The sequence below is a fragment of the Sphingopyxis sp. PAMC25046 genome, from assembly GCF_004795895.1.
Classification (GTDB): Bacteria; Pseudomonadota; Alphaproteobacteria; order Sphingomonadales; family Sphingomonadaceae; genus Sphingopyxis.
The window spans coordinates 585,164-605,336 of record NZ_CP039250.1 but is presented as its reverse complement, the minus strand read 5'-3'; the positions used below and the strand labels follow the sequence as shown (position 1 = coordinate 605,336).

Below are 20,173 nucleotides of genomic sequence, written 5' to 3'. Positions count from 1 at the left end.
TTCGGCCTTTTCTTCGGCTTCGGGCGCCACCGGACCGCCTTCGGCGACTTCCTCGGCGATCGCGGTCGCGTCTTCGGCAGTCGCATCGGCCGGGGTTTCGTCGGTGACGGCTTCGGCAACGGCTTCGGCGGTTTCTTCGCTCTTCACCGAACCGGTTGCATCCGACTCGGCGGTCTCCGGAGCGGCGGTTTCTTCAGCCGCGGGCGCTTCGGCAGCAGCTTCTTCAGCCGGAGCGGCCTCTTCTACCGCTTCGGGTTCCGGCGCCGGAGCGGCGGCCGCGGCGGCTGCGGCTTCTTCGGCGTCAGCCAGCTTCTGGGCCTTTTCCTCGGCGCGTTCCTTGGCCTTTTCGCCCGGGACAGCCTTGTTCGGGTTGTTGCGCGCGGCGCGTTCCTTGATGCCCGCAGCGTCGAGGAAGCGGGCGACGCGGTCGCTCGGCTGGGCGCCGACGCTCAGCCAATGCTTCGCGCGGTCGGCGTCGAGCTTGACGCGCTCCGGGCTGTCCTTGGCGAGCAGCGGGTTATAGCTGCCGATGCGCTCGATGAAGCGGCCATCGCGCGGGCTGCGCGAATCGGCGACGACGATCTTGTAATAGGGACGCTTTTTCGAACCGCCGCGTGCGAGGCGAATGGAGGTAGCCATGAGTAATTCCTTCTAGGTCTGAACTTCAAATTCGGGTTAAATCACTTCTTTTTATTCAACAGGTTGGCGAGATCGGGGGGCATGCCGCCACCGCCGAGGCCGGGCAGCCCGCCGCCGCCCATCCCGGGCATGCCCGGAATGCCGCCGCCGCGCCCGAACAGCGCGCCGAGGCCCTTGAGCCCGCCCATCTTGCGGATCTTCTTCATCGCGCTGGCCATTTCCTGGTGCATCTTGAGCACCTTGTTGACCTGCTGCACCGTCGTACCCGACCCGTTGGCGATGCGGATCTTGCGCTTTGCGTTGATCAGTTCGGGCTTCGCGCGCTCCTTGGGGGTCATCGAGCCCATGATCGCGTCGAAATGAACGAGCATCTTGTCGTCCGCGCCGCCCGCGGCCATCGCCGCCTGTGCCTTCTTGATCCCCGGGATCATGCCCGCGAGCGCGCCGATGCCGCCCATGCGGCGCATCTGGTTCAATTGGGTGCGCAGGTCGTTGAGGTCGAAGAGGCCCTTCGCCATCTTCGCGGCCATCGCCTCGGCCTCTTCGGCCTGGATCGTTTCGGCGGCGCGCTCGACAAGGCTGACGACATCGCCCATGCCGAGGATGCGGCCCGCGATGCGCGAGGGCTGGAAGAGTTCGAGCCCGTCGAGCTTTTCGCCCGTGCCCGCGAATTTGATCGGCTTGCCGGTGACCGCGCGCATCGACAGAGCCGCGCCACCGCGCGCGTCGCCGTCCATGCGGGTGAGCACGACGCCGGTCAGCGGCACCTGGTCGGTGAAACGCTGCGCGACCTGCACCGCGTCCTGACCGGTCAGGCTGTCGACGACGAGCAAAGTTTCGGCCGGGTTCGCCGTGCGCGACACCGCCTGCATTTCGTCCATCAGCTGCTGATCGACGTGGAGGCGGCCCGCGGTGTCGAGCATCAGCACGTCATAGCCCTGCAGCTTCGCGGCCTGCATGGCGCGCTGCGCGATCTCGACCGGCTGCTGGCCCGCGACGATCGGCAGCGTCGCGACGTCGATCTGGGTGCCGAGCACGGCAAGCTGTTCCTGCGCGGCGGGGCGATTGACGTCGAGCGACGCCATCAGCACCTTCTTGCGCTCCTTGTCCTTGAGCCGCTTCGCGATCTTCGCGGTGGTCGTGGTTTTACCCGACCCTTGGAGGCCGACCATCATGATGACGGCGGGCGGGGTGACGGCGAGGTCGAGCTCGGCGGTTTCGGAGCCGAGCATTTCGGTCAGCGCGTCGCTGACGATCTTGACCACCTGCTGCCCCGGGGTGACCGAGCGCAGGACATTCTGGCCGATCGCAAGTTCCGTGACCTGATCGACGAAGCTGCGCACGACGGGGAGCGCGACGTCGGCCTCGAGCAGCGCGATTCGCACTTCGCGCATCGCCGCGCGCACGTCGGCCTCGGTCAGCGCGCCGCGGCCGCGGAGCTTTCCGAAAACATCGCCAAGCCGATTGCTCAGACTGTCGAACATGCGCCTCAAATCCTTCGTTTCGAGGCCCGCAACGCAAAAGACGCCGGTGAGCGAAACCTCGCCAACCAGCGGCTATCCGTGGACAGACTTTCCGTCGCGGACATCGATATGCCCGTGCGCAAGATGCGCGCGGACGTGGCGGCCTCTACACAAAGACGCGCGCAAAGGCAAGGCGGGCCCGCCGGCGCGCACTTAACCCAAATTTCACCGCTTTCGCCGATAAAGCCCGCGAGGGTGGGACCATATATATGACATCGACGCCGAAGCCATTCGACCGCAGCGAGGGCGCCAAACGCGACATCATCGCCGGCGGCATCGTCGTCGCCGCGATCCTGCTGTTCGTGGGCACGGGCAGCAATGTGATGCAGGCGGCAGTCCGCGCGCTGATCGGCATCGGCGGCGGACCCGACCGCGCGCTCGCGACGGCGCTGGTGCTCAACATCGCGCTGATCCTTTTCGGCTGGCGCCGCTACAAGGATCTCAACCGCGAAATCGTCGAACGCACCGAGGCCGAGCAGCGCGCGCGCTACCTTGCGGACACCGACCCGTTGACCGGTTTCCTCAACCGCCGCGCGCTGCTTTCGACAGGGCAGCGGATGATCGCGGAGGCCGCCGCCGAAAAACGGCAGGTCGCGCTGTTCCTGCTCGACCTCGACCATTTCAAGACCGTCAACGACATCCACGGCCACGCCGCGGGCGACCGCGTGCTGCAGGTCGCCGCCGAACGCATCTCGGCCGTCCTGCCGCCCACCGCCACCAAGGCGCGGCTCGGCGGCGACGAATTCGTCGCGATGCTGGCCTTCGAGCCCGCGGCGCGCGCCGATGTCGACGCGCTCGCCGCCGAACTGGTGGCGGCGCTCGACAATATGGTCGCGCACGACGCACAGCAGATCCGGATCGGAGCGTCGCTGGGCATCGCGCTCGCCAATGATGCGAGCATGACGATGGAAACGATGGTCCGCCAAGCCGACATCGCGATGTATCATTGCAAGGACGAGGGCCGGAACCGCTTTTGCTGGTTCGAGACCGGGATGGAGATGGCAGTGCAGGTCCGCAATCAGATCGAAACCGGGATTCGCGACGGCATGCCGCGCGGCGAATTCGTTCCGCATTTCGAGCCGCAGGTCGACATCGCGAGCGGACGCCTGATCGGTTTCGAGATGCTGATGCGCTGGGAAACGCCCGAATATGGCATGATCCCGCCCGAACGCTTCATCCCGGTCGCCGAAGAAAGCGGGATGATCGGTGAACTGTCGCTGCAGGTCATCCGCGATGCGATGGAGATCGCCAAGCGCTGGGACCCGTCGATCATGCTCGCGGTCAACATCTCGCCGCAGCAGCTGAAGGACCCGTGGTTCAGCCAGAAGCTGACCAAGCTGCTCGTCGAAACGGGCTTCCCCGCCGCGCAGCTCGAGGTCGAGATCACCGAAAGTTCGCTGTTCGAGAATCTGCCACTGGTGCGCTCGATCGTTACCAGCCTCAAAAATCAGGGCGTGTCCTTGAGTCTCGACGATTTCGGCACCGGCTACAGCTCGCTGTCGCACCTCCGCGCGCTGCCGTTCGACCGCATCAAGATCGATCGCAGCTTCATCGCCGCAATGCGCGGCAGCCCCGATGCGCAAGCAATCGTCGTCGCGATCGTGCGGCTGGGCGAAAGCCTGGCGATGCCGATCACCGCCGAGGGCGTCGAGGATGAGGCGACCGCGATCGAACTGACGCGGCTCGGCTGTTCGAAGGGCCAGGGCTGGTATTTCGGCCGCGCCGCATCGGCCGCCGACACCGACCGCCTGCTCGCCGAGCGGGGGCTGCTCCGCGCGCCGATGGTTCCTCCCGCCGGACCCGATAGCGGCGAGCAGGAACCGCTGCGCAAGACGGCGTGATGCCGCCGCGTCGCTAGACTTCGCGTCCGCGCGCCCTTACATGCGCGGACTATGGCAGACCGCTTCACCAAGATGCACGGCCTCGGCAACGACTTTGTCGTGATCGACGCGCGCGAGCATGGCGTCGAGATGACGCCGGCGCGCGCGCATGCGATCGCCGACCGGCGCCACGGCATCGGGTGCGATCAGCTGATCCTGCTCGAGCCTTCGACCAGCGCCGATGTGAAGATGCGCATCTTCAATGCCGACGGTGGCGAGGTCGAAGCGTGCGGCAATGCGACGCGCTGCGTCGCGACGCTGATCGGAAAACCCGCGGTGATCGAGACGCTAGGCGGGATGCTACGCGTCACCCCTGCCGACGGCGGTGCCGAAGTGACGCTGGGCGAGCCCCAATTCGACTGGGAGCATATACCGCTCGCGATGCCGATGGACACGCGTGACATGCCCGTCGCGTGGGACGAGCTGGAGCATGGCGCCGCGGTCAATGTCGGCAATCCGCATATCATCTTCTTCGTGCCCGAGGCCGACGCGGTCGCGCTCGACGAACTGGGGCCGCGGATCGAGACCGACCCGCTGTTTCCCGAGCGCGTCAACGTCAATGTGGCGAGCCTCGACGGCGAGAACCAGCTGCAGCTGCGCGTCTGGGAGCGCGGCGTCGGGCTGACGCAGGCGTGCGGCACCGGCGCATGCGCGACCGCGGTCGCGGCGATCCGCGCGGGCAAGGTCCAGTCGCCGGTGACGATATCACTGCCCGGCGGCGACCTCGTCATCCGCTGGGCGCCCGGCGAGCCGATCGTGATGAGCGGCGCCGCGACGCGCGTCTACGAGGGCGAGACCGACTGGGCGCAGTTCGGATGAGCGCAGCCCCCGCCGACCGCCAGCAGGTCGTCAATTTCGGTTGCCGGCTGAATATCGCCGAGGGCGAGGCCATCCGGGCCGCCGTCGAGGCCGCGGGTGCGCGCGACACGATCGTTTTCAACAGCTGCGCGGTGACCGACGAGGCAGTGCGGCAGGCGCGACAGGCCGTGCGCCGGAGCTTGCGCGAGCGGCCGGGCGCCGAAGTTGTCGTGACGGGGTGCGCGGCGGAGCTGGAACGCGAGGCGTTTGCTGCGATGGGCGCGCGGGTAGTGTCCAATGACGCGAAGGGTTTGCCCGAGAGCTATCGCTTCGAACAGGAAAAGAACGGCCCTTCGACAATCTCAGGGCGAACGGAGTTGGGGAAAGCGACCTCAAATTCTCCGTTCGGGCTGAGCTTGTCGAAACCCCGCCCTTCCTACACCCCCGCCCTCTCGGGCGCCGACCATGCGCGGGCGTTTCTCGGCGTGCAGACCGGCTGCTCGCACAGCTGCACCTTCTGCGCGACCGTGCTCGCGCGCGGCACCGCGCGCTCGGCAACCATGGAGGATGTCCTGACCGCCGCGCGCACCGCGCTCGACCGCGGGCAGCGCGAGATCGTCCTGACCGGGGTCGACCTTGCGAGCTATGGCGACGACAGCGGCACCAACCTTGCGGCGCTGGTCGAAGCGCTGCTGGCGCTGCCGGTCGAGCGTCTCCGCCTCTCGTCGCTCGACCCCGACCGGATCGACGATCCGCTGTTCGCGCTGCTGACACAGGAGACGCGCGTGATGCCGCATGTCCACCTGTCGCTGCAAGCTGGCGACGATATGGTGCTGACGCGGATGAAGCGGCGCCATCGCCGCGCCGATGCGGTGCGCCTGACCGAGCGCTTGAAGGCGGCGCGCGCCGACATCGCGATCGGCGCCGACCTGATCGCGGGCTTTCCGACCGAGGATGACGCGATGTTCGCCAACTCGCTGGCGCTGATCGACGATTGCGACATCGTTTTCGGCCACATCTTTCCGTACAGCCCGCGCGCCGGGACGCCCGCCGCGCGGATGCCGCAGGTCGGCCGCACGGTTGCACGCGAACGTGCGGCGACGCTGCGCGAAGCCAATACGCGGCGGCGGCAGGATTGGCTCGATACCCAAACCGGCCGGACCGCATCGATGCTCGTCGAGCGCGACGGCTCGACCGGCCACGCCGAAAATTTTGCCGCCGTGACGCTGACCGCGCCCGCGGCCCCCGGCACTATTATCGACGTGCGCCTCTTCGCGCGCGACGGCGACCGCCTGGTCGCAATCCCAATCGCAGAAAAGGACATCGCCGCATGACCGGCCAAAGCTGGAGCGAAAGGCTGCTCGGCGGATTTCGCCGCACGTCGGAACGGCTCGGGGAAAATCTGGCCGGGCTGACCGGCAAGGCGCGGCTCGACGAGGACGATCTCGACCGGATCGAGGAGGCGCTGATCACCGCCGACCTCGGCCCGGCAATGGCCGCGCGTATCCGCGAGCGCCTCGCGGCACGGCGCGATGCGGTGGCGGGCGGGATCGAGGAGTTGCGCAAGATCGTCGCCGAGGAGATCGCCGCCGTGCTGCGCCCGGTCGCCGAGCCGCTCGACATCGACGCCTTCCCGCGCCCGCAGGTCATCCTCGTGATCGGGGTCAACGGGTCGGGCAAGACGACGACGATCGCCAAGCTCGCGCATCTGTTCCAGGAACAGGATTATGGCGTGATGCTCGTCGCGGGCGATACCTTCCGAGCCGCGGCGATCGGCCAGCTCAAGGTCTGGGCCGAGCGGCTCGGCGTGCCGATCATGGCGGGGCCCGAAGGTGGCGACAGCGCAGGGATCGTGTTCGATGCGGTGAAGCAGGCGACCGCGACGGGGATCGACGTGCTGATCGTCGACACCGCCGGGCGGCTGCAGAACAAGCGCGAACTGATGGACGAACTCGCCAAGATCAAGCGCGTGCTCGGCCGCCTCAACCCCGCCGCGCCGCACGATGTCGTGCTCGTGCTCGACGCGACGACGGGGCAGAATGCGCTGTCGCAAATCGACGTGTTCCGCGAGGTCGCGGGGGTTACGGGGCTGGTCATGACCAAGCTCGACGGCACCGCGCGCGGCGGGGTGCTCGTGTCCGCCGCCGAGCGCCACGGGCTTCCGATCCACGCGATCGGCATCGGCGAAACCATCGACGACCTCCGCCCGTTCGACGCCGACGAGATTGCGGGCATCATTGCAGGAAATATTCGATGAGCGACGTCCTCCCCAGCGGTCCCGAGCCGGTTCCGGCACCGCCGCCCGCGAAGCATGGCTGGCTCAACTTCGTGATCGATTTCGGGCCGCTTCTCGTCTTTTTCCTCGCCTATAAATTTTCGTCGGGCGGCGAAGGTGCGTTTGCGGCGACAACCGCGGCGATCAAGGGCACGGTCGCCTTCATGGTCGCGATCGTCATCGCGATGGCGGTGTCGAAATGGAAGCTCGGCAAGATTTCGCCGATGCTCTGGATGTCGAGCATCCTCGTCCTCGGCTTCGGCGCGCTAACGATCTGGTTTCACGACGAACGCTTCATCGTGATGAAGCCGACGATCATCTACGCCGCCTTTGCCGTACTGCTGCTCAGCGGCTACTGGTTCAAGCGGCCGATGCTCAAATATCTGCTCCAGTCGGCACTCGAAGGGCTGACCGAGCGGGGCTGGCTGCTGCTCTCGCGCAACTGGGGGCTGTTCTTCGGCGCACTCGGCATCGCCAATCACGTCATGTACGAGCTCATTCAGACGAAGCAGATGAGCTTCGACCTGTGGCTGACGATCAAGGTCTGGGGCGTCACCGCCCTCTCCTTCCTCTTCACGCTGAGCCAGGTGCCGGTGATGCTCAAGAACGGGCTCGCGGTGGCAGAGGAAGCCGCCGACAGCTAGAAAGCCGCTCAGGCGCGCCGGCGCGTTCAGCCCATGATGAAGGCGTTGAGTTTATTGCCGTCGGGATCGCGGAAATAGCCGGCGTAGAAACCTTCGCCGCGCGGTCCCGGGGGACCTTCGCAGGTACCGCCGTTTGCCAGCGCGATGTCGTAGAGGCGCTGGACTTGGTCCTTATCCTTCGCCGCTAGCGCGACCATCACGCCGTTTCCGACCGACGCGGCATTGCCGTCGAACGGCTTGGTCAGGCCGATTCCCGCGCCGCCATCGGGCTTGCCCCACGCGATGAAGCTTTCATATTCCATCATCCGCGGCGTTTCGAGTTCGGCGGCGATCGCATCGTAAAAGGCGGCGGCGCGCGCCAGATCGTTCGTCCCGAGCGTTACATATCCGATCATCATCCATCTCCCGACTCGCTAGATGGAACATAATAGGAACATTAGCCCCGCCGGGCAAATGAAAAGGGCGCCGCGACCAAGACCGCGGCGCCCTTTTCGATTCATCTTGCGGCCGGCCTATTCGGCGATGCGGATCGCGATGAACGCCGGCGGCTGACCGCGGCGCAGGATTTCGAGCAGCACCGCATTGCGGCCCGCCTTCTTCGCCGCCGCGAGGATGCCCGAAAGCGCCTCGCTGCTTGTCACCGCGCTGCGGTTGGCGCTGAGGATGATGTCGCCGCGGCGCAGCCCCTTGCGGCCCGCGTCGCTGTTGCCGCCGACGGCGGCGATCACCAGCCCCTTGGTGTCGGCTTCGACGCCGATCGAGCGCGCTATGGCGCTCGTCAGCGGCTGGACCGCCATGCCGAGCTGGTCCTGGATCGCCTGATCGGCGGTGCCCGTCGGATCCTCGGGCAGCGTCTGTTCGGCTTCGGGGTCGAAATTCTCGCCCGTCAGTTCGCTTTCGGGCGGCCGCGTACCGACGACGGCCGACAGCGACAGCGTCTTGCCTTCGCGGATGACCTCGACCGGAACGCGCGTGCCCGGTTTGATGTTGGCGACGATGTAGGACAGCGTCTGCTGCGGCGTGATTTCCTTGCCGTTGATCTTGGTCACGACGTCGCCGCGCTTCAGCCCGGCTTTTGCCGCCGGCTGACCGTCCTCGATACGCTGGACGATCTCGCCGCGATCCTTGGGCAGGCCGAGTGCCGCCGCCATATCCTCGCTGACCGGTACGATGCCGATGCCGAGATAGCCGCGTTGCGGCGCCTCGCCGGCGCGCAGCGCATTGATCACCGGAATCGCGGCGTCGGCGGGAATCGCGAAGTTGACGCCGATGTTCGCGCCGACGGGCGAGATCAGCATATTGTTGATGCCGACGACATTGCCCTGAAGGTCGAACAACGGGCCGCCCGAATTGCCGCGGTTGATAGCGGTATCGGTCTGGATATAGCGGTCATAGGCGCCGCCCTGGCCGATGTTGCGCTGAACCGCCGAGATGATCCCCGCGGTCACGGTCGAACCGAGGCCGAGCGGATTGCCGATCGCAACAACCCAGTCGCCGACGCGCGCCGGGCTGCCGTCGGCGAATTTCACAAAGGGCATGCCGCTCGCATCGATCTTGAGCAGCGCCAGGTCCGACGCGACATCGCGGCCGACGATCTTCGCCTTATATTCGCGCTGGTTGGTGAGCGTGACGGTGACTTCGTTCACCGCCTCGCCGCGCGGGCCGCCGGAGATGACGTGATTGTTGGTGACGATATAACCGTCGGCCGAAATGAGGAAACCCGAGCCGCCGCCCTGCTGTTCCTGCGTGATCGGCTCGCGCGTCCCGGCGAAGGGATTGAGCCGGACGCCGAGCGTCACTTCCTGCTTGGTCGAGATGTTAACCACGGCGGGCTGGAGCTGTTCGACAAGGTCGGCGAAGCTTTCAGGGGCGCCGGCACGCGGCACGACGCGTGCCATCTCGCTCTTTTCATTCTGCGCAACCTGCGCGCCGACGGGAGACTGGGTGACCAGCGCCAGCGCGGTGCCACCCGCCAGCAAGGCCGAAGTGATGCCATAAACATAACGCACGATCGGAAATCCTCTTCGTTCTTCAGAAAAACTCAATAACCCCGGCTGCGGCTCTCTGCGACGGGCCGGCTGAACGCTGTTTGAACATGAACGGACGCTGCAGGTTCCATTCATCGCGCTGTCCACTCGCCGCGAACGCCTCAACCGCCGCTGAAACGCTTCAGATATTCGTTGTCAGGCGACATGATGATCGACGTCCCGCCTTGGTTGTTTTCGCCGAGGAAGGTCTGCCGATAGCTTTGCATCGCGCGATAGAAGTCATAGAATTCGGGATCCTTGCCAAAACTCGCGGCATAGATGCGCGCCGCCTCGCCATCGGCGCTGCCGCGGATGATCTGCGCTTCCTTCTGCCCTTCGGCGCGGATCGCGATCGCTTCCTGCTGCCGCGCGGTGCGCATGCGGTTGTATGCCGCCTCCAGCGTCGCGCCTTCGGGCAGGTCGGCGCGCTTGATCCGCACATCGATGATCTCGGCGCCATATTTCTGCGCCTCGCGATTGAGCGCGACCTGGATATTGTCCATCACCGCACCGCGCTCGGGCGACAAGAGGGTCGCGAAGGTTCGCTTGCCGAGCTCGTTGCGCAGCGACGAGCCGAGGATCGTCGCGAGCTGCGCCTGCAATTTATCCTCGGTGCGGATCGCGGTGTACATGCGCACCGGATTGGTGATCCGGAAGCGCGCGAACGCGTCGACCTGCAAGCGCTGCTGGTCGGTCGACAGCACCTGCTGGCGCTCCATGTTGATGCCAAGGATGCGCTTGTCGATATATTGGATGCCGTCGGTGAACGGCACGCGCAGGACGAGCCCGGCGCCCGAGCGGCCGAAATCCTCGTTCGGCTTGTAACGGTTCACCGTGCGTTCGATCTCGCCGAAGCGCAGGATCAGCGCCTGCTTGTCCTCGGGCACGATCGCCAGCGACTGCGACAGGATGACGAGCAGCGCGACGACGACGACGAGCAGGCGGATCGGGTTCCGGAACAGCGAGGCGAACATCATTCGCCTCCCTTCTGGGTGGCTTCGGACGCCTTCAACCGCTTCTGCACTTCGTTGAGCGGCAAATAGGGAGTCACCCCGCGCGCTTCGACAATCGTCTTGTCGACGTTCGACAACACCGTCTCCATCGTTTCATAGTAAAGGCGCTGGCGCGTCACTTCGGGGGCCAGTTGATATTGGGCGTAAATCTGGTCGAACGCCGAGGTGTCGCCGCGCGCGCGCTCGAGCACCTGCTGTTCATAGGCGCGCGCGAGGTTGATCGCCGCTTCGCGTTCCTGGCGCGCCGCGGTGACTTCCTTGAACGCCTCGTCGACCTGGCTCGGCGGATCGACCTGGCGGATCGCGATGCCCTGAATCATCACGCCCGCGCGATACTGGTCGAGCAGTTCCTGCATCCGCTGCTGGACTTGCGCCTCGATTTCGACGCGGCCCGGGCCGATCGCCTGGACGAGGTCGAAATTGGCGACCGTCGCGCGCATCGCGCTTTCGGCGACTTCGCGGATCGTGCCTTCGGGATCGGCGAGCTGGAAGAAGAACAGCTCGGGATCGCGTACTGACCAGCGGACCTCATAGGCGAGATCGACGATGCTCTGGTCGCGCGTCAGCACGAAATTCTCGTCGGTGGCGTTCGGCGAACCGATCGCCATCGTGCGGATCGCACGGACGTCTTCCATCCGGATGCGCTCGATCGGCGCGGGCCAGGTGAATTTGACGCCCGGTCCGACGGTGCGCGAATAGCTGCCGAGGCGGGTTACCACGCCTTCCTTTTCGGGCGGAACGATGTGGAAGGAGGAAAAGACCACCCACGCGACAACCACCGCGAGCACGGCCCACTTCCAGAACTTCGCCGAATCGCCGAGATTGAACTGACCGCCGCTGCCGCCCGATCCGCCGCCGCCAAAACCGCCGCGTCCCTTGCGCAGCAGCTCGTCGAGCGCCGAGGGGCCGCGCGGCTTTGGGCCGCGCCGCTGGTCGGCGGGATCGGGGGTCACCCAGGGGTTGCGCGGCCCGGGGCGCTTGCCGTCACCTTTGCCATCGTCGCCGTCTTTAGGGCCATTGCCCCACGGGCTGTTTGCCATCTGGCTGATCTGCTGGAGAAATTGCCGCAATCCCCCCGGACGGCGGCCGGCCATGCTGGCGTCATTTTCGTTGCTCATCCTGCTTTTATAGGGGCGGCGGGCGCGATTAACAGGGGGTGCGCGCGAAAATGGCTGGCAATCGGCCTCGTCATGCCTATCTGCCGCGGACATGACCGACACCGCTCCCCTCGCCAGCATCGCCGCCAACCTCACCGGCGGCCGCACCTCGGGCCTTCGCTTTCTCGACGACAAGGGCGTGCTCGCAATCGTCCTCGACGTCACCGGCCTCGCCGCCGACGAACGCAAGCCCCTCGAGGACAAGCTGCGCGCCGGCCTGCTGGACCAGACGGGTGTGAACGAAGTGCGCGTCGCGATGACCGCCGAGAAAAAGGCGATGACGATTATCGCGGTCGGCAGCGGCAAGGGCGGGGTCGGCAAATCGACGCTTGCCGCCAACCTCGCCGTCGCGCTGCGCCGGCTGGGGGTCAAGGTCGGGCTGGTCGACGCCGACATCTATGGCCCGTCGCAGCCGCGCCTGATGGACAGCGAAAATGTGAAGCCCGAGGCGCGCGGATCGAAGCTCGCCCCCGTCCAGAGCGCCTATGGCGTGCCGATGCTGTCGACCGGGCAGATCGCCCAGCCCGGACAGGCGATCGCGTGGCGCGGGCCGATGGCGGGGCGCGCGCTCGAACAGCTCGTCGATGCGAGCTGGGGCGATATCGACACGCTGGTGGTCGACCTGCCCCCCGGCACCGGCGACGTCCAGCTGACGATGATCCAGAAGCACAAGCCCGCGGGCGCGGTGATCGTGTCGACCCCGCAGGATCTCGCGCTGATGGACGCGACGCGCGCGATCAGTCTGTTCGAACAGGCCGACGTGCCGATCATCGGGCTGGTCGAGAATATGGCGGGCTATTCCTGCCCGCATTGCGGCGAAGTCAGCGACCCGTTCGGCAGCGGCGGCGCCGAAGCCGCGGCCAGGACGATGGGGCTCGACTTCCTCGGCCGGGTGCCGCTGTCGATGGGGATCCGCCTCGCGAGCGACGGCGGGGTGCCGCCCGCGGCGGGAACCGATCCGGCGGGCGAACCATTCCACGCGATAGCGGCGAAGGTCGCCGAATGGCTGGATGCACGAAAGGGCACATGATGGCGATCAACGACGAAAGCGAGATCCGTGAACTTCTGGGCCAGCCGCGCCGCATCGCGGTGGTCGGCGCCTCGCCCAACCCGGCGCGCCCGTCGAACGGCGTGCTCGCCTTCCTGATCGCGCAGGGTCACAATGTGATCGCGGTCAACCCGGGCCACGCGGGCAAGACGATCCATGGCGCCCCCGTCGTCGCAACGCTCGCCGATGTCGAGCCGCCCGCCGAGATCGTCGACATCTTCCGCAACAGCGAAGATGCTGGCGCCGCAGTCGACGAGGCGATCGTCCATGGCGCGAAGGCGGTGTGGATGCAAATGGGCGTCATCAACGAAGCCGCCGCGAAGCGCGCCGAGGCTGCGGGGCTGGTCGTGGTGATGGACCGCTGCCCCAAGGTCGAGGTGCCGCGCCTCGGCCTGATGCGATAAGCGGCCCCGCGCGGCTATCGAAAGCCTTTGCCTCGCCGACTCGCGCCGACTATCAGCAGCGGGCATGGTGGGCATTCGCGACACTGTAGGGAAAAAGACATCGCGCGTGCCGCAGGTCAGCCGCCGCCAGATGCTGATCGGCGCGACCGCGGCGGGCGGGCTCGCCATCGCGTGGAGCTTGTGGCCGCGCGATTACCAGCCCAATCTGACCGCCGCGCCTGACGAGCATATTTTCAACGCCTTTCTGAAAATCGGCGACGACGGCCATATCAGCGCGATCGTCCCGCAATGCGAAATGGGGCAAGGCGTCACGACGCTGCTGCCGCAGATCATGGCCGACGAACTCGGCGCCGACTGGCGGACGATCGCGGTCGAAACTGCGCCGATCAGTCCGCTTTATGCCAATACGCTGCTCGTCGACGAGGATAGCGCGGTCTTTACGCCGCGGGCAGGCGTCCCCGATTTCGTGTCCGATGTACGCAGCTGGGCGCGCCGCGAATGGGCGGTGCGAGGCGCGGTGATGCTGACTGCGAACAGTTCGTCGGTCCGCATGTTCGAAGGCCCGTGCCGCGCGGCGGCGGCGCAGGCGCGTGCGCTGTTGATGATGGCGGCCGCCGATCGCTGGGACGCCGACTGGGAAGAATGCGACACACAGGACGGTTTCGTCCTTCACGGCAAGAAAAGGCTGCGTTTCGGCGAGGTCGCGGCGGCGGCGGCGCTGCTCGACCCGCCTGCCGAGCCCGTCTATCGCGCATCGAGCGCCGACCCGCTCTATGGCAAGGAATTGACGCGGCTCGACCTGCCGGCAAAGATCGACGGGTCGGCCAATTATGCCGGCGACATCCGCCTTCCCGACATGGTCTTCGCCGCGATCCGGCAGGGGCCGCTCGGCGCGACGCGGCTGAAGGACATCAATCGCAAGCGCGGGATGGCGTCGCCCGGCCTGCTGCATGTCGTCACGCACGACCGCTGGGTCGCGACCGTCGCGCGCAACTGGTGGGCGGCGAACAACGCGCTCGACCATTTCGCGCCGGTGTTCGAGACCGAAGGCACGCCGATTTCGACCGACAGGATCAACGCGGCGCTAAAGGCGGCGCTGAAGGGTGACGGCTATCGCATCGCGAGCGAGGGCGACGTGGGCGAGGCGATGGAAGGGCGCAACCGGATCGCCGCCGAATATGCCGTCGCCCCGGCGCTCCACGCACCCATCGAAACGCGCACCGCGACCGCCGCGCCCGACCGCGACGGGCTGCGCCTCTGGGTTGCGACGCAGGCGCCCAAGCAGTGTCGCGACGCGGTCGCCCGCGCGACCGGGCTGGCGCCCGCCAACGTCACCCTGTTTCCGATGATGGCGGGCGGGTCGTTCGACGCCTGCCTCGACCACAGCGTCGCGGTGCAGGCGGCGATTATCGCGCTGCAGGTGAAACGACCGGTCCAGCTCGCCTGGTCGCGCGCCGAAGAGATCATGCGTCTGCCGCCACGTGCGCCCGCGCGCGCGAAACTCACCGCGACGCTCAACGCCGCGGGCGGGATCGACGCGCTGGTGGCGCGCATCGCGGTGCCCGCGACCAATCACGAGGTTCGCGCGCGATTGTTCGACAATAGCCCCGCCGACGAAGCGCAGCGCACCGCCGCGGGCCGCTCCGACGCCGCCGCGGTCGAGGGGGCGATGACGCGCTATGCGATCCCGCACCGCGCGGTCGACCATTGCCCCGCCGACATCGGGCTGCCGACCGGGCGCTGGCGCGGCAACGCCGACAGCTACACGGCCTTTTTCACCGAATGCTTCATCGACGAAATGGCGGCGCGGGCGGGAAGCGACGCGCTTTCCTATCGCATGGCGATGCTCGGCGACGCGCCGCTGCTCGCGCGCTGCCTGCTCACCGCGACCAGCATCGGCGGCTGGGAGGGCGGCTTGCCGGGGAGCGCGCAGGGCCTTGCCTGCCACTCGATGCGCGGCAGCCATATCGCGCTGATGGCGACCGCGCGGCAAAGCGACAAGGGGTTGCAGGTCGAACAATTGGTCGCGGTCGTCGATGCGGGGCGGCTCGTCAATCCGGCGATCGCACGCCAGCAGGTCGAGGGCGGGCTGATCTTCGGCCTCGCCGCCGCGGTCGGCGCGACCACCGATTATCAAGGCGGCCTCGCGACCGCGCGCAAGCTGGGCCAGCTCGGCCTGCCGCGGCTGGCGCAGACGCCGCGAATATTGGTCGAGTTCGTCGAGAGCGACCGCGAACCGGGCGGGCTCGGCGAGATCGGCGTCCCGGTCGTCGCGCCCGCGATTGCCAACGCGATGTTCGCCGCCACCGGACGGCGCATTCGTCGCATCCCGCTGTCGGCGCATCCGCTGTGAGCTTGCCGACCGATCATCCCGTCGTCGCGGCGGAACGTATCGGCGTGCTGCTCGTCAACCTCGGCACCCCCGACGCGCCCGATGCGCGCTCGGTGCGGCGCTACCTCGCCCAGTTCCTGTCCGACCGCCGCGTCGTCGAAATCCCGCAGATCCTGTGGCAGCCGATCCTGCGCGGCCTCATCCTGACCACCCGGCCGAAAAAATCGGCGCACGCCTATGCGCAGGTGTGGACCGACGAAGGGTCGCCGCTCGCCGCGATCACGCGTGCGCAAAGCGAGGCGCTGCAGCGCGCCCTGGGCGAAGCGGCGGTGGTCTCGCATGCGATGCGCTATGGCGAGCCCGCGATCGGTCCGGCGATCGACACGCTGGTCGCGGCGGGATGCCGCCGCATCCTGGTCGCGCCGCTCTATCCGCAATATTGCGCCGCGACGACCGCGACCGTGGTCGATGCGGTGGGCGATCATCTGAAGACGCTGCGGTGGCAACCCACGCTGCGCTTTCTGCCGCCCTATCACGACGATCCCGCCTATCTGGACGCGCTCGGGGCGTCGGTGGCGTCGGGGCTGGCCGCGCTCGATTTCGCGCCCGACGTGCTGCTCGCGAGCTTCCACGGCATGCCCGAGCGCACTTTGCAGCTGGGCGATCCCTATCATTGCCAGTGCCAAAAGACCGCTCGCCTGCTGTCCGAAAGGCTCGGGCGCCCGGTCGAGGTCGCGTTCCAGTCGCGCTTCGGCCGCGCCAAATGGCTCGAACCCGCAACCGACACGCGGCTCGAGACGCTTGGGAGAGCGGACAAGAGCGTTGCGATCTTCGCCCCGGGCTTCGCCGCCGACTGCCTCGAAACGCTCGAAGAACTCGCGATTCGCGGCAAACAGCAATTCGCCGATGCGGGGGGGCGGAATTTCGCTTATCTCCCCTGCCTCAATGCCGATGCGCCGGGCATGGCGACGATCGAAACGCTGGTACGGCGCGAACTTGCGGGATGGCTCTGACCGTCCCGCGCGCGCGCTGCTTACCAACTGTTTAGGACCATGTGCTAAATTGATCCGGCGCGGCGCTAAAAGGGCGTGACCCCTGCGCATATGGAGACAGGCGATGGACCAGATTCTGACGGCGGCATTGACGCTGGCCGGAGTCACGCTGGCTTTCGTCGGACTTGCCTATGCCATCTGGCGGTCGCGGCATCCGCGCTCCGCCGCGGCGGCGCCGGGCCCGGCGCCCGCGACGCGCGAATATCGCTTGCCGAAACTGTCGCGCCGGGCCGAAGCCGCGCCCGACGATGTCGAAATCTCGCCGTCGCGGCTCGCGCGGATCCGCCGCCAGACGCCGCCCGAAATCGTCGATGAGAGCGGTTATGACCCTGCACCCGACGCCGCTGCGCCCCTGGAGGCCGAATCGCCTGTCGCGATCGAAACGACGCTCGAAACGCTCGCTTCCGATGTCGCGGAGCAGGCGAACCGTATCGAGCACGACGAGGCCGAAACCGTCGCGCTTCGGCTCCTCCCCCAGGTTCCCCCGCGCGATGCGATTTCGACCAACAGCTGGCTTGGCGGCCGCCCGCGGCTCGCCGCGGGCATGGAGTGGCCGAGGATCGACGACCAGCCGGCCGATTTCCTGGCGCAGATCGATTGCACCGACCTGCCCGCCGATCTGTGGGGCGGGCTGGGGCCGCGCGAGGGGGCGCTCGCTTTCTTCATCCATCGCCGCAAGCCCGAGGTGCGCGTCCTCCACCTTCGCGAGACCGGCGTCCCCGCCCTGCCCCCGTTCACGCTCAACGATGCCGAAGGCTGGTTCGGCCCGCATGGCGGCCTCGACCACGGCGATCTGGCGCCCTTCGCGATCCGCGCCTTTCCCGAATGGCCGGTCGATCTGGTCGCCGTGCGCGCGGGCGACGCCGATCCACGCGACGCGGGCGATGCCGAGGTGGCGGGCGGCGAGCGCGCCGACCGCGGCTACGACATCGCCGATCCCGCCTTCCATCCCTTCGACTGGGGCAGCATGACCGCAATGGTCGCGCTGCTCGAAATGCGGCTCGGCGGGCTCGAACAGGAAGCGGCGACGGACACGGACGATGACGAGGCATCGAACCGGTGCGCCGCGATCAACCGCGACGCCTGCGAACGCGCGCGCGAGATCATCGGAATCGTCCACGACAGCGCGGCGCGCGACAGCTTCTCGCCTGGCGACGCGACCGCTGTGATGGCGGCGCTGCACGCGATTCGCTGGGCGCGGACGGTTCGCGCCGTCGACCCCGAAACGGGCGCCACGCGGATCGAGATAGCCACGCTGCCGCTGACGACGCATCGCCCCGGCGCCGACCTGTGGGTTCAGGACTATCGGACGATTCTGTTCGATCGCGCGAAGCACGCCTGGTGCGCCAATCCCGACAATCTATCGGCGCCGGCGCGCGCATTCTATGAACCCCGGTGGCGTGCGATGGCGGCGTCCGAGATGGCGGGAATGGGCGGCGAACCGCTCCGCCCCCTGCCCGGTTTTGACGCCGGCCGCGACGTGATGTTGCTCGAACTGCCGAGCAGCGGGCTGATGAGCCGGAGATTCGGCGACGACGCCGATCTGGTCGTGACGATCGACCGGGCCGATCTGGCGATCGGGAATTTTTCGAAGGCGCGGGCGCAGCTCGGCAGCCAGACCCTACGCCTTCCTGAATAGCTTTGCGATTGACGTTCCGGTCAACTTGCGGGGGCCCGTGCCGCGGCCTAATCATGATGCGATAACGCAGTGGGAGAGCTTGATTTATGGCACGCATCGCAATCGTCACCGGCGGCAGCCGCGGCATCGGGGAAGCGATTTCGCTGAAACTGAAGGAACAGGGCGTCACCGTCGTCGCCAACTATGCCGGCAATGACGAAAAGGCGCGCGAGTTCACCGAGCGCACCGGTATCGCCGCGCGCAAATGGGATGTCGGCGACCATCAGGCGTGCCTCGACAATTGCGCCGCCATCGCCGAGGAATTCGGCGCGATCGACATCGTCGTCAACAACGCCGGCATCACCCGCGACGGCACGCTCGCGCGCATGAGCTACGACGATTGGGACGACGTGATGCGCGTCAACCTCGGTGGCTGTTTCAACATGGCGAAAGCGACCTTTGGCGGCATGGTCGAGCGCGGCTGGGGCCGCATCGTCAACATCGGATCGATCAACGGGCAGGCGGGCCAATATGGCCAGGTCAATTACGCCGCCGCCAAGTCGGGCATCCACGGCTTTACCAAGGCGCTCGCGCAGGAAGGCGCGAAGAAGGGCGTCACGGTGAACGCGATCGCCCCGGGCTATATCGATACCGACATGGTCGCCGCGGTCCCCGCGCCGGTGCTCGAAAAGATCGTCGCGAAAATCCCGGTCGGGCGTCTGGGGCAGGCCGACGAGATTGCGCGCGGCGTGGCGTTCCTGTGCAGCGAGGATGCGGGCTTCGTCACCGGATCGACGATGTCGATTAATGGCGGGCAGCATATGTATTGACGGTCGCAGGGGAGGTCTGATCGGACCTCCCCATATCCGCTATCCGTCATTCCCGCGTAGGCGGGGTTCCAGCAAGATACGAAGAGGGAAAAGGTGGATTCCCGCCTACGCGGGAATGACGATGGAACTGTAACGGCAGGGTTACTCCACCGTCACTCCGACGACGCGCCAGCTTCCGCCCTCGCGCACCAGCGACAGCGTCTCGATCGTGCCCGCCTTGTTGGCATAGTCGGTGCGGAACTTGACCATCTGATAGCCATAGGGCGGCGCGGGCACCGCCTCTTCGCTCATCAGCACCCGCGACTTCACGGCGCCCAGCGGCCCCTGCACTTGGCTTGCGACCCGCGCCCAGGTCTCAACCGAGTTGAGCGCCTTGAACGACTGGCCGGTCGCCTCCCAGCTCCCGTTCCAGTCGCCTTTCTCGACCAGCGCGAGCCAGTCGCGCGCCGCCGCGACCGCGGCGCTTTCGGCTGGCGCGGTCGAGGGCGCCGCCGCAGGCGTATCGGAGGTGCCGGTCATAGAGGAAAGAGCGAACAGAGCCAGGGTAAGCGACATCAGAAGACCTCCAACGAGCCAGCCGAGCGGCCGCACCATGCGGGGCGCCTCGGCGGGTGTCGGCCTGTCTTCCACGCCGGGTACCGCCTCGGCTTCCCCCAAAGCCTTGTCCGCCAATTTTTCGGGGAGCCGGTGCTCGATCTCGCGCAGCTGCCGCGCCGCCTCGCGACTGCTCGACACCGCCATCTTGCGCCGCGCGTCGCGCAGCCTTTCGTTGATCGTATGGACCGACAGCCCCAAATGCCGCGCCATCGATTTCGCGTCGTGGCCGTCCACGAGCAGGCGCAGCGTCTCTTTCTCCTTTTCGGTGAGGGTGTGGATTCCCGAGGTCATCGGCGTGCCTGTTTCGCTTCCATTGGCGCACCAATCTATGCGCCG

General features: G+C 67.1%; 17 protein-coding genes and 1 pseudogene. 11 read left to right on the top strand and 7 right to left on the bottom strand.

Annotation, left to right across the window (positions count from 1 at the left end):
* Window positions 1–162: 162 nt before the first annotated feature.
* Both rpsP and ffh read right to left on the bottom strand, forming a co-directional pair.
* Window positions 163–639: pseudogene (gene rpsP / locus E5675_RS02765) on the bottom strand (30S ribosomal protein S16); the annotation flags it as partial.
* 41 nt (window positions 640–680) lie between these two features.
* Window positions 681–2,123, bottom strand: a complete 1,443-nt coding sequence (gene ffh, locus E5675_RS02760) for a signal recognition particle protein (RefSeq protein ID WP_136173237.1) — start codon at window positions 2,121–2,123, stop codon at window positions 681–683.
* Window positions 2,124–2,371: 248 nt separating this feature from the next.
* Between ffh and E5675_RS02755 the strand changes: the two genes are divergently transcribed.
* The 5 genes from E5675_RS02755 to E5675_RS02735 are packed head-to-tail and all read left to right on the top strand — an operon-like array spanning window position 2,372 to window position 7,759.
* Complete coding sequence (locus E5675_RS02755) at window positions 2,372–4,003, top strand: EAL domain-containing protein (RefSeq protein ID WP_136173236.1); 1,632 nt, start codon at window positions 2,372–2,374, stop codon at window positions 4,001–4,003.
* 51 nt (window positions 4,004–4,054) lie between these two features.
* Window positions 4,055–4,861, top strand: a complete 807-nt coding sequence (gene dapF, locus E5675_RS02750) for a diaminopimelate epimerase (RefSeq protein ID WP_136173235.1) — start codon at window positions 4,055–4,057, stop codon at window positions 4,859–4,861.
* Window positions 4,858–6,174 carry a MiaB/RimO family radical SAM methylthiotransferase gene (locus E5675_RS02745; protein WP_136173234.1) on the top strand — a complete coding sequence of 439 codons (1,317 nt, stop codon included), beginning with the start codon at window positions 4,858–4,860 and terminating at the stop codon, window positions 6,172–6,174. The genes dapF and E5675_RS02745 overlap by 4 nt, the downstream gene beginning before the upstream one ends.
* The gene (gene ftsY, locus E5675_RS02740) at window positions 6,171–7,097 is read left to right on the top strand and encodes a signal recognition particle-docking protein FtsY (protein WP_136173233.1); all 927 of its coding nucleotides are present in this window, start codon (window positions 6,171–6,173) and stop codon (window positions 7,095–7,097) included. The genes E5675_RS02745 and ftsY overlap by 4 nt, the downstream gene beginning before the upstream one ends.
* Window positions 7,094–7,759 (top strand): inner membrane-spanning protein YciB, encoded by a 666-nt coding sequence (locus E5675_RS02735; RefSeq protein ID WP_136173232.1) that lies wholly within the window; start codon window positions 7,094–7,096, stop codon window positions 7,757–7,759. The genes ftsY and E5675_RS02735 overlap by 4 nt, the downstream gene beginning before the upstream one ends.
* Window positions 7,760–7,785: 26 nt before the next feature.
* Here the strand turns inward: E5675_RS02735 and E5675_RS02730 are convergent, their stop codons facing one another.
* From E5675_RS02730 to E5675_RS02715, 4 genes are all read right to left on the bottom strand, one after another.
* Window positions 7,786–8,154 (bottom strand): VOC family protein, encoded by a 369-nt coding sequence (locus E5675_RS02730; RefSeq protein ID WP_136176301.1) that lies wholly within the window; start codon window positions 8,152–8,154, stop codon window positions 7,786–7,788.
* A 117-nt stretch (window positions 8,155–8,271) separates the two neighbouring features.
* The gene (locus E5675_RS02725; RefSeq protein WP_136173231.1) at window positions 8,272–9,768 is read right to left on the bottom strand and encodes a trypsin-like peptidase domain-containing protein; all 1,497 of its coding nucleotides are present in this window, start codon (window positions 9,766–9,768) and stop codon (window positions 8,272–8,274) included.
* 140 nt (window positions 9,769–9,908) lie between these two features.
* On the bottom strand, window positions 9,909–10,760 hold the full coding sequence (locus E5675_RS02720) for a protease modulator HflC (protein WP_136176300.1): 852 nt from the start codon (window positions 10,758–10,760) through the stop codon (window positions 9,909–9,911).
* Window positions 10,760–11,917, bottom strand: coding sequence for a protease modulator HflK (locus tag E5675_RS02715; protein ID WP_136173230.1), 1,158 nt, complete (start codon window positions 11,915–11,917; stop codon window positions 10,760–10,762). The genes E5675_RS02720 and E5675_RS02715 overlap by 1 nt, the downstream gene beginning before the upstream one ends.
* A 91-nt stretch (window positions 11,918–12,008) precedes the next feature.
* Here E5675_RS02715 and E5675_RS02710 point away from each other — a divergent pair, with 91 nt between their 5' ends.
* The 6 genes from E5675_RS02710 to phbB all read left to right on the top strand — a co-directional run bounded on the left by E5675_RS02710 (window position 12,009) and on the right by phbB (window position 19,240).
* Window positions 12,009–12,986: an Mrp/NBP35 family ATP-binding protein gene (locus tag E5675_RS02710; RefSeq protein WP_136173229.1), complete on the top strand. Its 978-nt coding sequence runs from the start codon at window positions 12,009–12,011 to the stop codon at window positions 12,984–12,986.
* A complete protein-coding gene (locus tag E5675_RS02705) occupies window positions 12,986–13,408 on the top strand; it encodes a CoA-binding protein (protein ID WP_136176299.1) in 423 nt (140 codons plus the stop codon). The genes E5675_RS02710 and E5675_RS02705 overlap by 1 nt, the downstream gene beginning before the upstream one ends.
* A gap of 64 nt (window positions 13,409–13,472) precedes the next feature.
* Window positions 13,473–15,761 (top strand): molybdopterin cofactor-binding domain-containing protein, encoded by a 2,289-nt coding sequence (locus tag E5675_RS02700; RefSeq protein ID WP_136173228.1) that lies wholly within the window; start codon window positions 13,473–13,475, stop codon window positions 15,759–15,761.
* Entirely contained in the window at window positions 15,758–16,753 is a 996-nt protein-coding gene (gene hemH / locus E5675_RS02695; RefSeq protein WP_136173227.1) for a ferrochelatase, read from the top strand. The genes E5675_RS02700 and hemH overlap by 4 nt, the downstream gene beginning before the upstream one ends.
* Window positions 16,754–16,856: 103 nt before the next feature.
* Entirely contained in the window at window positions 16,857–18,431 is a 1,575-nt protein-coding gene (locus E5675_RS02690) for a DUF1963 domain-containing protein (RefSeq protein WP_136173226.1), read from the top strand.
* 86 nt (window positions 18,432–18,517) lie between these two features.
* Window positions 18,518–19,240 carry an acetoacetyl-CoA reductase gene (phbB, locus tag E5675_RS02685; RefSeq protein WP_136173225.1) on the top strand — a complete coding sequence of 241 codons (723 nt, stop codon included), beginning with the start codon at window positions 18,518–18,520 and terminating at the stop codon, window positions 19,238–19,240.
* Window positions 19,241–19,381: 141 nt separating this feature from the next.
* Here the strand turns inward: phbB and E5675_RS02680 are convergent, their stop codons facing one another.
* Window positions 19,382–20,128, bottom strand: coding sequence for a DUF4019 domain-containing protein (locus tag E5675_RS02680; RefSeq protein ID WP_136173224.1), 747 nt, complete (start codon window positions 20,126–20,128; stop codon window positions 19,382–19,384).
* Window positions 20,129–20,173: the final 45 nt, after the last annotated feature.